Annotated in this window: 11 protein-coding genes; 6 read left to right on the forward strand and 5 right to left on the reverse strand. The window is 61.4% G+C overall.

The annotated features are described in order from the left end of the window. Positions 1 to 233: 233 nt before the first annotated feature. From AB4Z35_RS13800 to AB4Z35_RS13815, 4 genes are all read left to right on the forward strand, one after another. On the forward strand, positions 234 to 1,445 hold the full coding sequence (locus AB4Z35_RS13800) for an MFS transporter (RefSeq protein ID WP_442097611.1): 1,212 nt from the start codon (positions 234 to 236) through the stop codon (positions 1,443 to 1,445). A 203-nt stretch (positions 1,446 to 1,648) separates the two neighbouring features. Next, positions 1,649 to 2,461 carry an endonuclease/exonuclease/phosphatase family protein gene (locus tag AB4Z35_RS13805; protein WP_442097612.1) on the forward strand — a complete coding sequence of 271 codons (813 nt, stop codon included), beginning with the start codon at positions 1,649 to 1,651 and terminating at the stop codon, positions 2,459 to 2,461. Then, positions 2,458 to 3,750 carry a cardiolipin synthase ClsB gene (gene clsB, locus AB4Z35_RS13810; RefSeq protein ID WP_442097613.1) on the forward strand — a complete coding sequence of 431 codons (1,293 nt, stop codon included), beginning with the start codon at positions 2,458 to 2,460 and terminating at the stop codon, positions 3,748 to 3,750. Before AB4Z35_RS13805 ends, clsB begins: the two co-directional genes overlap by 4 nt. Then, entirely contained in the window at positions 3,737 to 4,723 is a 987-nt protein-coding gene (locus AB4Z35_RS13815; RefSeq protein ID WP_442097615.1) for a lysylphosphatidylglycerol synthase domain-containing protein, read from the forward strand. Before clsB ends, AB4Z35_RS13815 begins: the two co-directional genes overlap by 14 nt. 140 nt (positions 4,724 to 4,863) lie before the next feature. On the opposite strand, the gene AB4Z35_RS13820 is transcribed toward AB4Z35_RS13815, so the two are convergent. From AB4Z35_RS13820 to AB4Z35_RS13830, 3 genes are all read right to left on the reverse strand, one after another. Beyond that, positions 4,864 to 5,622, reverse strand: coding sequence for an alpha/beta hydrolase family protein (locus AB4Z35_RS13820; RefSeq protein WP_442097616.1), 759 nt, complete (start codon positions 5,620 to 5,622; stop codon positions 4,864 to 4,866). After that, complete coding sequence (locus AB4Z35_RS13825; RefSeq protein ID WP_442097617.1) at positions 5,612 to 6,721, reverse strand: DUF3182 family protein; 1,110 nt, start codon at positions 6,719 to 6,721, stop codon at positions 5,612 to 5,614. Before AB4Z35_RS13825 ends, AB4Z35_RS13820 begins: the two co-directional genes overlap by 11 nt. Before the next feature lie 301 nt (positions 6,722 to 7,022). Further along, complete coding sequence (locus AB4Z35_RS13830; RefSeq protein WP_442097618.1) at positions 7,023 to 8,015, reverse strand: GlxA family transcriptional regulator; 993 nt, start codon at positions 8,013 to 8,015, stop codon at positions 7,023 to 7,025. Positions 8,016 to 8,116: 101 nt separating this feature from the next. Here AB4Z35_RS13830 and AB4Z35_RS13835 point away from each other — a divergent pair, with 101 nt between their 5' ends. Continuing rightward, positions 8,117 to 8,665: a cysteine hydrolase family protein gene (locus AB4Z35_RS13835; protein ID WP_442097619.1), complete on the forward strand. Its 549-nt coding sequence runs from the start codon at positions 8,117 to 8,119 to the stop codon at positions 8,663 to 8,665. Positions 8,666 to 8,776: 111 nt separating this feature from the next. Here the strand turns inward: AB4Z35_RS13835 and AB4Z35_RS13840 are convergent, their stop codons facing one another. After that, positions 8,777 to 9,295, reverse strand: a complete 519-nt coding sequence (locus AB4Z35_RS13840; RefSeq protein WP_007984430.1) for a single-stranded DNA-binding protein — start codon at positions 9,293 to 9,295, stop codon at positions 8,777 to 8,779. 9 nt (positions 9,296 to 9,304) lie between these two features. Continuing rightward, a complete protein-coding gene (locus tag AB4Z35_RS13845) occupies positions 9,305 to 10,702 on the reverse strand; it encodes an MFS transporter (RefSeq protein WP_442097620.1) in 1,398 nt (465 codons plus the stop codon). 191 nt (positions 10,703 to 10,893) lie between these two features. Here AB4Z35_RS13845 and uvrA point away from each other — a divergent pair, with 191 nt between their 5' ends. After that, positions 10,894 to 13,728, forward strand: coding sequence for an excinuclease ABC subunit UvrA (gene uvrA / locus AB4Z35_RS13850; protein WP_442097621.1), 2,835 nt, complete (start codon positions 10,894 to 10,896; stop codon positions 13,726 to 13,728). The last annotated feature ends 49 nt before the right edge of the window (positions 13,729 to 13,777 follow it).

Consider the following 13,777-nt stretch of genomic DNA (forward strand, 5'->3'; position numbering starts at 1 on the left):
CTGTGTCTGTAAGGAACTGATCGAGAAATGCCGGGCAAGTTCGGATATTTCCCGCCGATAAGAGGAAGGCAATGCTCTATGTGGCGATCCGACGAGCCCCTTCGCCACAAGTATGCACCCGCCTTCGCGATATTTGATCTGTACGCAAATATCAAATGTCCATCCCTGTATTTTTCCGTACGAGCCAAACCCCGACACTGCGCTCCATCGAATCAACCACCGGAGTTGCAGCCATGCCCATTGCCCTGCTCGCGCTGACCCTCAGCGCCTTCGCCATCGGGACGACCGAGTTCGTCATCGTTGGCCTGTTACCCACCATAGGCGCCGACCTCGGCGTCAGCCTGCCGTCCGCCGGCCTGCTGGTCAGCCTGTATGCCCTTGGCGTTGCCGTCGGCGCCCCGGTGCTGACCGCCCTCACCGGCAAGGTGCCGCGCAAATTGCTGCTGTTGTCGCTGATGGTGCTGTTCACCCTCGGCAACCTGCTGGCGTGGCAAGCACCGAGCTACGAGTCGTTGATCCTCGCCCGGATCGTCACCGGCCTGGCCCACGGGGTGTTTTTCTCGATCGGCTCGACCATCGCCACCAGTCTAGTGCCGAAGGAAAAAGCCGCCAGCGCGATTGCCATCATGTTCACCGGCCTGACCGTGGCGCTGGTCACCGGCGTGCCGCTGGGGACATTCATCGGCCAGCATTTCGGCTGGCGTGAAACCTTCCTTGCCGTTTCGGCACTGGGCGTCATCGCCTTCATCGGCAGCCTGATCTACGTGCCGAAAAATATCGCCCACAGCAAACCCGCGTCGTTGTTGCAGCAATTACAGGTGCTCAAGCAACCTCGCCTGTTGCTGGTGTATGCGATGACGGCCGTTGGCTACGGCGGCTCGTTCACCGCCTTTACCTTTCTCGCGCCGATTCTTCAGGACCTCTCCGGCTTCAGCGCCAGCACCGTCAGCCTGGTGTTGCTGGTCTATGGCATCTCTGTGGCCGTCGGCAATATCTGGGGCGGCAAACTGGCGGACAAACGCGGTCCGATCAGCGCCCTGAAACTCATTTTTGCCCTGCTCGCCGCCGTGCTGTTCGCGCTGACCTTCACTGCCGGCAATCCTTGGCTGGCGCTGGCCACCGTGCTGGTCTGGGGTGCCGTGGCATTCGGCAACGTGCCGGGATTGCAGGTGTACGTGGTGCGACAGGCCGAACATCACACGCCGCAGGCCGTGGATGTGGCATCCGGCCTGAACATCGCGGCGTTCAACCTCGGCATTGCCGGTGGCGCCTGGGGCGGTGGCCTGATCGTCGCCCACATGGGGCTGATTCATACCGCGTGGATCGGTGGCCTGGTGGTGTTGGTGGCGCTGGCATTGACCGCGTGGAGTGGTCGTCTTGATCGCCTCGGCCCGGTGTATGCCGAACCGGCTGACGGTTCTGCCCGCATTATCGCCGGCCACTGATAAACCCTGTGGGAGCGAGCCTGCTCGCGATGACGGCGGTCCATTCAACATGGATGTGACTGATAAACCGCCATCGCGAGCAAGCTCGCTCCCACACTTGTTCGGTGGTGCTCTGTAGAAAATATACCGTCCGTAGCCCCATCGAAACTTTCGCCGCTGCCCCGCAGTCACCCAAAGACAGGGGTAGTCAGGCGGCAGGTGACATGACAGCGAATCACACCGGTATTCCCGCACACTCAAATGCAACCGACTTGCCGGTACAGGGTCCGTCCGTCACTTGTCGTTTCACGGTGCTGACGGTCAACACCCATAAAGGTTTCACCGCGCTGAACCGGCGTTTCATCCTGCCGGAACTGCGTGAAGCGGTGCGCAGCGTGTCTGCCGACGTGGTGTTTTTGCAGGAAGTCCACGGCACCCACGAGCAGCACCCCAGGCGCTACACCAACTGGCCGGCGATGCCGCAATACGAGTTCCTCGCCGACACCCTGTGGCCGCAGTTCGCCTATGGACGCAATGCGGTGTATCCGGCGGGCGATCACGGCAATGCGCTGTTGTCGAAATTCCAGATCATCCGCCACGACAACCTCGACGTGTCCATCAGCGGGCACGAGAACCGCGGGCTGTTGCATTGCGTGTTGCGTTTGCCCGGCGACGGCCAGGAGGTGCATACGATTTGCGTGCATCTGGGGTTGCGCGAAACCCACCGCACGGCACAACTGAAATTGCTCGCCCAGCGTCTGGACGCCCTGCCGGGCGATGCCCCGGTGATCGTCGCCGGCGACTTCAACGACTGGCGCCAGCGCGCCGATGCGCTGCTCAAGCCCAGCGGTTTGCGTGAAGTCTTCGCCGCGCACCATGGCAAACCGGCGCGCAGTTTCCCCGCGCGCTTGCCGGTATTGCGCCTGGACCGTATCTACGTGCGCAACCTCAAGGCCAGCCATCCACGCGTGCTGACAATCCGGCCCTGGTCGCACCTTTCCGACCACGTCCCACTGTCGGTGGAGATAGAGCTATGAGCAGCCAGTCGATGGAAAAAACCACGCTGGAACACATCCCTGCTCCGCCCACCCGCGAGCCAATAACGGTCGATATCGAATACGGCTGGCAAGGCAGCAATCGCGTCGAGTTGCTGGAAAACGGCGAAGCGTATTTTCCCCGGGTGTTTGAAGCCCTGCGCCGGGCGCAAAGTGAAATCCTGCTGGAAACCTTCATTCTGTTCGAGGACAAGGTCGGCAATGAGCTGCAACAAATCCTGATCGAAGCCGCTCAACGTGGTGTTCGCACCACCGTCAGCCTCGACGGTTTTGGCTGTGGCGAACTGAGTAGCGGGTTCCTCACCGCCCTGACCGCAGCCGGGGTGCACCTGCAAATGTTCGACCCGGCACCGAAACGCCTGGGCATCCGCACCAACTGGTTCCGGCGCCTGCACCGCAAGATTGTGGTGGTGGATGGCACCGTCGCATTCGTCGGCGGGATCAACTTTTCCGCCGATCATCTGGCCGACTTCGGTCCCGAGGCCAAACAGGATTACTCCGTAGAAGTTCAGGGTCCGGCCGTTGCCGATATCCATCACTTCGCCCTGCTGCAATGTGGTCGCCCGGTGCGGGCAAAATACTGGTGGCAGCGACGCCGGGTGCGACGTTCGGAACTGGCCCTCAACGATCATGATGGTCAGGTGCGGCTGGTGTACCGCGACAACGGGGAACACCCGAGCGACATCGAAGAGGTTTACCGCCAGGTGCTGCGTCAGGCACAGCGCAGGGTGGTGATCGCCAACGCCTACTTCTTTCCCGGTTTCCGCTTGCTGCGCGAGATCCGCAACGCGGCCCGCCGTGGCGTTGATGTGCGGCTGATCCTGCAGGGACAGCCAGACATGCGGGTGGCCAGGCTCGCCGCGCGCATGACTTACGATTACCTGCTCAAGTCCGGGGTGAAGATCTACGAATATTGCGACCGCCCGCTGCACGGCAAAGTCGCGCTGGTGGACGAAGACTGGAGCACCGTCGGTTCCAGCAACCTGGACCCGTTGAGCCTGTCGATGAATCTGGAAGCCAACGTGCTGATCCGCGACCACGGCTTCAATCGTCATTTGTTCGATCGCCTGGAAGACCTCAGCGACAACCATTGCAAGGCCATGTCTCCCGATATCGCGCCACGAGGTCGCGTCTGGCACATGACCGTCGGTTTTCTGGTGTTTCACTTCCTGCGGCATTTCCCGGCGTGGGCCGGTTGGCTGCCGGCGCATAAACCTCGCCTGAAACCCTTCCCTCCTCCGACCGGGAGCGCTGACCATGAACCGCGCTGAGACCCACGCGCCGGCCCCCGCCAAACATTCGGGCAAATCCCACTGGAGCCACTGGAAACGACCGCTGACGATGCTGTTTTTCCTGATGCTGATTGTGCTGTTCACAATGCTCGCCCAGCGCATCGAGTGGGACGAAGTGTTCGATAACCTGGCCGATTTCAAAGTGCGTACGCTGATCATTGCGTCGGGGCTGACCCTGGTGAGTTTTCTGGTGTACGCCTGCTTCGACCTGATCGGCCGCACCTACATCCGCCAGAACCTGACGTGGAAACAGATCCTGCCCGTGGGAATCATCAGCTATGCCTTTAACCTGAATCTAAGCGCCTGGGTCGGCGGCATCGCCATGCGTTACCGGTTGTATTCGCGGCTCGGGGTGAGCAAGAGCAACATCGCGAAAATTCTCGGCCTGAGCCTGGCGACCAACTGGTTCGGCTACATGGTGATTGCCGGCGCGGTGTTCAGCAGCGGGCTGGTGCACATGCCGCCGGGCTGGAGACTCAGCAGTAGCGCGCTGCAAGGCGTCGGGCTCTTGTTGTTGCTGCTGAGCGCCGGGTACCTGGCGGCGTGCCGGTTTGCCAAACGTCGGGAGTGGGCGATTCGCGGCATGGAAATCGACCTGCCGTCGCTACGCATGGCGGTGCTGCAACTGGCGCTCGGGGCACTGAACTGGTCGCTGATGGCGGCGGTGATTTTCATGTTGCTGCCGGGCAAGCTCGACTATCCACTGGTGCTGGGGGTGTTGTTGATCAGCGCCATCGCCGGAGTCATCACGCACATCCCGGCCGGGCTCGGCGTGCTCGAGGCGGTGTTCGTTGCGCTGCTGCAACACGAGTTTTCGCGGGGCAGCCTGGTGGCGGGCTTGCTGGCCTATCGGGCGATTTATTTCATCCTGCCGTTGTTGATTGCCCTGGTGATGTACCTGCTGGTGGAAGCCAAGGCCAAGTCGTTACGGATTGCGAAGAAACCCAAGTAATTTGTGGTGCTTCCAGGACCGCCATCGCGAGCAAGCTCGCTCCCACCTTTGATCTGCGTAAGTCATACATTGTGAGTTCACACGGGCCCACTGTGGGAGCGGGCTTGCCCGCGAAGGCGTCCGCAAGCACAGCGCAAATCTCAGGATGATTGAATAATGCTCAACCGCTCCCCCACCACCATCTCGGTAATCCAGCCCACCAGAATCGAGGTGTAAGCCTGCTGTGAAACCGGGTCGCTCAATCCATGGTCGGCACCGTCGATGATGCGGTGGGTCAGCGAGTGAGTCTGCTGGCAGGCCGCGCGGTAACTCATGATCGTCGCGTGGGGCACGTATTCGTCGGTCTCTGACTGCACCAACAGCACATCCCCGGTGAACAGCGAACAGGCATGCAAGGCACGATTGCTGTCGACGCACACCAGGGTGCTTCGGTAATCGCGCAGATCCAGCTTGTCCAGATCGCGCTTCGGCGTGTGCCATAGCTCGTCGCGATACAGTGCCGGCACCCGCAGTGCCAGCCAGCGAACGGGCCTGAGCGAGGTCAGAATCGCGGCCAGATAACCACCGTAACTGGTGCCGACCACGGCAATCGCCGAGGTATCGAGGGCCGGGTGCGCGAGCAAACGGTCATAGGCCGCCAGCAAGTCACGCAAATTGTCTTCCCGGGTCACCCGGGACAATGGAATGCCGGTGCCACCGGTGTGCCCGCGCAGGTCAAAGGTCAGGCACACACAGCCCAACCCGGCGATGCCTTTGGCGCGTTCCAGGTCCCGTTCCTGACTACCGCCCCAGCCGTGCACGAAGAGCACGCCGGGGACCTTCGATTTGGGACTCAGAAAAGTCCCGCTCATCTGTTCATTGTCTATGTCGATCTGAATGGATTCGCTTCTAGCCGTCATAGGATTCAACCGTTACGTACTTGAGGAGAAAGTCATTGGTCTGCGCCGGCCCGCGGTATACCTCGATGGCGTCTGCCGGCAGCGGCTGATCGATGTAGGTTTCCACCGAAGCCACACGAATCGCGCGCATCCCCGGATCGTTGACGAAACTCTGCAAGGCCGCCACCTCGGCGCTGCTGGCACCGCCCATGCGCCAGGACTGTTCGAGCACGCCACTGCGCCGCTGGCCGTCACTGTCAACGCCCTGGGCGATGTCGTAGTTGCGCCGCGATGCATAAAAACCCGGATAGGCTTCATCCGCCGCCTTGTCGAAAACCTGAGCCTGATGGATCGCCAGGCGCACGTCTTCCGGCAGATCCAGCTTCAGCAATTGGTCATAGCCACCCGGCACCACCAGCAGCCTTGACCCGCCATACACCTGTTCACCCTGAGCGTCCTCGGTCAGGTATTGATCACCGCAGTAACTGAGTACCTTGTTGCCGATAAAACTCTGGCCGACGCTGTGGGTGATCACCTGGTCGAGATCCTGCTCCAGCACCACGCCTTCACTGAACAGTTTTTTGGCGTCAGGCCTGGCAAGCATCTCGTCGAACCGGTCGAGGCTGTTGATCACTTCCTGACCACGTCCGGCGCAGGCATGAATCGGCTTCAGGCGGATCGGCCCGGCGTACAACAAATGTTCTGCCGCCGGCCGTGCATCCTTCAGGGAAAACACGCTGAGGCCGTCGAGCACTACGCTGCGCACCCGCTCGGAAAACAACGGCGCCCAGCCTGGTGGTGCATGGGCATCGTGGTTCAACAAGCCGTGACTGATGGCTTTGGTGCAGATGAAGTCGTGGTCGACATAACCGCCCCACAAGTCCTCCGGCCCCTTGATCCCCAGTTGCCGGGCAGCCGCAGCGCCCACCAGAGTCTGGGTCGGCAACAGGTAGAGGTCCCGCCCTTCGTGCAACTGCGGATCGTAGCTGCCGCCGTACTTGAGCCCCAATATCTGCGCCAGCCAACGGGCCAGCGCACGGTTGGTTTCGACTTCATGCAGCGGCGCATCGGTGAGCACCGAATGGGCGACCACCAGTTTCTTGCGGTTTGTCGGGGTCATGCTTCCCCCTTCAATCGACGCTTGATGAATGTAGCTGAAGGGGTGCAGGGATCAGGCCAAGGCCCGTTACAGAAAAAGGGGTTTTAAATCAGCCCGCTGCGTAGAAAGTGATGGCATGTGGCCTGTTTTATTCTGCACGACGCCCTTTGATACTCCGGCATTTTGCATGACTCCAGGCCGCACACCCGACCCTGTGGGAGCGAGCTTGCTCGCGATAGCGGTGTGTCAGGCACATCAATGTTGAATGTCATGCCCTCATCGCGAGCAAGCTCGCTCCCACACCGGATTTGCGCTGTACCACTTACCGTGCCGCAGTACCCGGCGTCACCCCGAACCGCGTCCGATAATCACTCGGCGCCAGCCCGGTGATTTTCCTGAACGTCGCGCGAAACGCTCCGGGGTCCTGATAACCCACCGTCCAGGCGATGTGGTCGATGGTGCCGTTGGTGAATTCGAGCATTTCCCGGGCCTTGCCGACTCGCAGATGCTGGCAGTATTCGGTGGGCTTGAGCCCGGTGACCGCGCGGAAGCGGCGCAGAAAGGTGCGTTCTTCCAGGCCAGCCTTTTCGGCCATCGCCGCCAGCGACACATCCGTCGCCCCGGTGCTTTGCAGCCAGTGTTGCACTTTGAGGATCGCGGCATCGCCGTGACTGAGGATCGGCGCGAAGTTGCTGCCGCACTCGCTGGCGCTGTCGCTGTGCTCCACCACCAGAAAACGTGCGGTGCTGGTGGCGATGCTCGGCCCCAGCAGCCGGTTGACCAGGCGCAGACCCAATTCGGACCAGGCCATCAGCCCGGCGGTGGTAATCAGGTCGCCGTCATCGACAATCGGCGTATCGGCCTTGAGCCGGATCGCCGGATAACGTTCGGCGAAGGCTTTGGCCGAGGTCCAATGGGTGGTGGCGCTGCGACCATCGAGCAGACCGCTTTCGGCCAACAGGATAGACCCCACGCAGACCCCGCCCAGCGTCGCGCCACTGGCATGTTGCAGACGCAACCAGTGGATCAATCCCTGTGGCGCCTTGTCCTCGGAAAAACCGGTGATCGACGGCGGAATCAACACGGCCACCAGCGCGCGCTCCGGGCCGGGATGGCTGTCGAAAACCCGAACCGGCGCCTGATCGCCTTCGACCTGCCAATGGCTGACCCGCAGCAGCGGCAACTGCGCAGACTGATGTTCGGCGGCGATCCGGTTCGCCACCCCGAACAAATCCGTCAACCCATGCACCGCCGCCATCTGCGCCCCGGGATAGATCAACACCCCCAGTTCGGCGATTGCCCTTTCTGCGTCCATTGTCAGTTTTCCCCCTTCTATTGTCGGTGCGGCCAATCCCCGGATCGCCTGCCGGAGCCAATACTTCATTCCACGCCAACACACACTTCGAGGAAACAGTCATGACCAGGCAAGCGCTCATCGTAGTCGATATCCAGAATGACTACTTCCCCCAAGGCAAGTGGCCGCTGGTTGGCGCCGACGCCGCCGCCGACAACGCCGCACGCCTGATCAAGGCCTTCCGCGACGCGGGTGATCCGGTGGTGCACATCCGCCACGAATTCACCACCGAAGAGGCGCCGTTTTTTACCCCGAACTCCGAAGGCGCGAAGCTGCACCCCAAAGTCCTCAACCGCGCCGACGAACCGGTGGTGCTCAAGCACTTCGTCAATTCATTCCGCGAAACCGGGCTGAAATCGATCCTCGACGAGCAAGACATCAAGGAACTGGTGGTCGTGGGCAGCATGAGCCACATGTGCATCGATGGCATCACTCGTGCGGCGGCAGACTTTGGCTATAAGGTCACAGTGATCCACGACGCCTGCGCCACCCGTGACCTGGAGTTCAATGGCGTGACGGTTCCGGCGGTGCAGGTTCATGCAGCTTTCATGGCGGCCCTGGCGTTTGCGTATGCCAGCGTTGTCTCGACCGACGAGTTCATCGCGGCCTGATTCTGCAACTAAATTTCACCGCCCATAAAAAACCCGCACTTCAGACCGAAGTGCGGGTTTTGTTTTGTCAGCTTGCTGCTTGTAGCTTGAGGCTTGAGGCTTGCAGCTGCTTTAGAACGGAATATCGTCATCAAAGCTGTCGAAATCCGGAGCCGGCTGAGGAGCTGCCTGCTGTGGTGCCGGGCGCGACTGTTGCGGCGCCGACTGCTGTGGACGCGGAGCCTGCTGGCGCGGAGCGGATTGCTGGTAGTTGTTACCGCCGCCCTGGCCCTGCTGGTCGCCCTGTGGACGGCCGCCCAGCAGTTGCATGGTGCCTTGCATGTCGACCACGATTTCGGTGGTGTAACGCTTGATACCGTCTTTTTCCCACTCGCGGGTCTGCAGCTTGCCTTCGATGTAAACCTGCGAACCTTTACGCAGGTATTCGCCAGCGATTTCCGCCACTTTGCCGAACATCGACACACGGTGCCATTCGGTCTTTTCGACTTTCTGACCGGTTTGCTTGTCGGTCCACTGTTCGCTGGTCGCCAGACTCAGGTTGGTCACGGCATTACCGTTAGGCAAGTAGCGAACTTCGGGATCCTGGCCGCAAGTGCCGACCAATATGACTTTGTTAACCCCACGGGCCATAACGTTCTCCTAGGCTACGCACGCTGCCCCGGCCGGGTTGTTCACCAGGCACTCAAGGGTGGTGCGATCCAATAGTTCGGTGTCCAGTTTGATGTAAATCGCCGCCTCATCTGCGACGATGACTGCATCTGTTACCCCTACGACCGCCTTCAGGCGCTCGACCAGACCCGCTTCGCGGATCGCCTCGGGCGACAACGGCAAGCGCAGGCTTGTGACGTAGGGAGGTTCACGCATGGTAACAGCAAAGGCCAGCCAGAGGGCAGCCAGACCGGCGCATCCGAGGAACACAACCGACAGACCGCCATGCTGGAACAGCCAGCCACCGAGGATTCCCCCCAGTGCCGAGCCCAGGAACTGGCTGGTGGAATAAACCCCCATCGCCGTGCCCTTGCCGCCTGCCGGTGAGACCTTGCTGATCAGCGATGGCAACGAAGCTTCCAGCAGATTGAATGCGGTGAAGAACACCACCGTACCGATCACCAGAGCCCGCAGGCTATCGCCGAACTGCCAGAAGAATAGCTCAGTGAGCATCAGTGTCACGACGGCGCCGAGTAAAACTCGTTTCATTTTGCGTTTCTTCTCGCCGTAGATAATGAACGGGATCATGGCGAAGAAAGAAATCAGTAGCGCAGTCAGGTACACCCACCAGTGCTGCTCTTTGGGCAGCCCGGCTTTCTCGACCAGCGCCAGTGGCAAGGCGACGAAGCTGGACATCAACATCGCGTGCAACACAAAAATGCCCAAGTCCAGACGCAGCAGGTCCGGATGCTTGAGCGTCGGGATCAGCGCCTGGCGCGCGACACCGGACTCGCGGTGCTGCAACGGCCCGGTAGAGCGCGGCACCATGAACATCACGATCACGATGCCGAACAGCGCCATACCGCCGGTGGCAAGAAACAGCCCGGACAACCCGAAGGCGCGGGTCAGCAGCGGGCCGACCACCATGGCCACCGCAAACGACAGGCCGATGGTCATGCCGATCATGGCCATGGCCTTGGTCCGGTGTTGCTCGCGGGTCAGGTCGGACAGCAAAGCCATGACCGCCGCGGAAATCGCCCCGGCGCCCTGCAGGATCCGCCCGGCGATCACGCCCCAGATCGAATCGGCATTGGCTGCCAGCAGACTGCCGAGGGCAAAGACGACCAAGCCCAGGTAAATCACCGGGCGGCGACCGATGCGGTCGGAAATGAAACCGAAAGGAATCTGGAACACTGCCTGGGTCAGGCCATAAGCGCCAATCGCCAGACCGATCAGGGCCGGCGTGGCTCCGGCCAGATCCATCCCATAGGTCGCCAGTACCGGCAACACCATGAACATGCCAAGCATACGGAAGGCGAACACCAGGGCCAGACCGCTTGCCGCCCGGGTCTCGCTGCCACTCATGCGCTCGCTGTGGGGATCGTGCATGGAAAAACCTCATGTGAACCGGCGGCGATTCTACCAGTCCCATCGATTGGCAGGGTATATCGCGACGCTTTGACGCGCATTGCTGACACACTCTTCATGTAAGACAGTAGCCCACTCGTTCGATAGTGTGCATCCATCCAGTATTTGGCCGTATACTCCTACGTTTTCGACGCCCGCCGAGCGAGGCCACCTTGGACAAGATCCTGATTCGTGGGGCTCGAACCCACAACCTGAAGAACATCGACCTGACCCTGCCGCGGGACAAGCTGATCGTCATCACCGGCCTGTCCGGCTCCGGCAAGTCGTCCCTGGCTTTCGACACCCTGTACGCCGAAGGTCAGCGCCGCTACGTCGAATCGCTGTCGGCCTACGCCCGGCAGTTCCTGTCGATGATGGAAAAGCCCGACGTCGACACCATCGAAGGCCTGTCGCCGGCGATCTCCATCGAGCAGAAGTCGACCTCGCACAACCCGCGCTCGACGGTCGGCACCATCACCGAAATYYACGACTACCTGCGCCTGCTCTATGCGCGCGTGGGTATCCCGCGCTGCCCGGACCACGACATCCCGCTGGAAGCGCAGACCGTCAGCCAGATGGTCGACCTGGTCCTCGCCGAACCGGAGGGCAGCAAGCTGATGCTGCTGGCGCCAGTCATTCGCGAGCGCAAAGGCGAGCACCTGTCGGTCTTCGAAGAACTGCGCGCCCAAGGGTTCGTCCGTGCCCGGATCAACGGCAAGCTTTACGAGCTGGACGAAGCACCCAAGCTCGACAAGCAGAAAAAACACACCATTGATGTCGTGGTCGACCGCTTCAAGGTCCGCGCCGACCTGCAACAACGCCTGGCCGAATCCTTCGAGACCGCGCTGAAGCTGGCGGACGGTATCGCCCTGGTGGCACCGATGGACGACGAACCGGGAGAAGAGATGATCTTCTCCGCACGCTTCGCCTGCCCGATCTGCGGCCACGCGATCAGCGAGCTGGAGCCCAAGCTGTTCTCCTTCAACAACCCGGCCGGCGCCTGCCCGACCTGTGATGGTCTGGGGGTAAAGCAGTTCTTCGACATCAAGCGCCTGGTCAATGGCGAACTGACCCTGGCTGAAGGGGCGATTCGTGGCTGGGATCGGCGCAACGTCTATTACTTCCAGATGCTCGGCTCGCTGGCCTCGCACTACAAGTTCAGCCTGGAAGTACCGTTCAACGAACTGCCCGCCGACCAGCAGAAATTCATCCTGCATGGCAGCGGTTCGCAAAACGTCGATTTCAAATACCTGAACGACCGCGGCGACATCGTCAAACGCTCGCATCCGTTCGAAGGCATTGTGCCGAACCTGGAGCGACGCTACCGCGAGACCGAATCGGCATCGGTGCGCGAAGAGCTGGCCAAGTTCCTCAGCACCCAGTCGTGCCCGGACTGCCGCGGCACCCGCCTGCGGCGTGAGGCGCGGCACGTGTGGGTCGGCGAGAAAACCCTGCCGGCGGTGACCAACCTGCCGATCGGTGAGGCATCCGATTATTTTGGCGGGCTCAAGCTCACCGGCCGCCGTGGCGAAATTGCCGACAAGATTCTCAAGGAAATCCGCGAACGCCTGCAGTTCCTGGTCAACGTCGGCCTCGACTATCTGTCGCTGGATCGCAGTGCAGACACCTTGTCCGGTGGCGAGGCCCAGCGTATCCGTCTGGCCAGCCAGATCGGCGCCGGCCTGGTGGGCGTCCTGTACATCCTCGACGAACCCTCCATCGGCCTGCATCAACGCGACAACGACCGGCTGCTGGGCACCCTCAAGCACCTGCGCGATATCGGTAACACGGTGATCGTGGTCGAGCACGACGAAGACGCCATTCGCCTGGCCGACTACGTGGTGGACATAGGCCCGGGTGCCGGCGTGCACGGCGGGCATATCGTCGCCGAAGGCACACCGGCCGAGGTCATGGCGCATCCGGACTCGCTGACGGGCAAGTACCTGTCGGGCCGGGTAAAGATCGAAGTCCCGGCCAGACGCACGCCGCGCAACAAGAAGCTGACGCTGTCGCTCAAGGGCGCGCGTGGCAACAACTTGCGCAATGTCGACCTGGAGATTCCAATTGGTTTGCTCACTTGTGTGACGGGCGTATCCGGCTCAGGCAAGTCGACGCTGATCAACAACACGCTGTTCCCTTTAAGCGCTACAGCGCTGAATGGCGCCACTACCCTTGAGGCGGCCGCCCACGACAGCATCAAGGGCATGGAGCACCTGGACAAGGTCGTAGACATCGACCAGAGCCCGATCGGCCGTACACCGCGCTCCAACCCGGCGACCTACACCGGATTGTTCACACCGATCCGCGAGTTGTTCGCCGGCGTACCGGAGTCCCGCTCCCGGGGCTACGGGCCGGGGCGCTTCTCCTTCAACGTCAAGGGCGGCCGTTGCGAAGCCTGCCAGGGCGACGGCCTGATCAAGGTGGAGATGCACTTCCTGCCGGACATCTACGTTCCGTGCGACGTGTGCAAGAGCAAGCGTTACAACCGCGAAACCCTGGAGATCAAGTACAAGGGCAAGAGCATCCACGAAACCCTCGAGATGACCATCGAGGAAGCGCGGGAGTTCTTCGATGCCGTACCGGCCCTGGCGCGCAAGCTGCAAACGTTGATGGACGTCGGCCTGTCGTACATCAAACTGGGGCAATCGGCGACCACGCTGTCCGGCGGTGAAGCCCAGCGGGTGAAACTCTCCCGCGAACTGTCCAAGCGTGATACCGGCAAGACCCTGTACATCCTCGATGAACCGACCACCGGGCTGCACTTCGCGGATATCCAGCAACTGCTGGACGTGTTGCATCGCCTGCGCGATCACGGCAACACCGTGGTGGTGATCGAACATAACCTGGACGTGATCAAGACCGCTGACTGGCTGGTGGACCTGGGACCGGAGGGTGGTTCCAAGGGCGGGCAGATCATTGCCGTCGGCACGCCGGAAGAAGTGGCCGAGATGAAGCAATCCCATACCGGTTACTACCTCAAGCCGCTGCTGGAGCGCGATCGGGCTTAACCTGCCCCCATGAAAAAGCCCCTGTCACTTCATCGGTGACAGGGGCTTT

The sequence above is a fragment of the Pseudomonas sp. KB_15 genome, from assembly GCF_052114525.1.
Lineage (GTDB): Bacteria > Pseudomonadota > Gammaproteobacteria > Pseudomonadales > Pseudomonadaceae > Aquipseudomonas.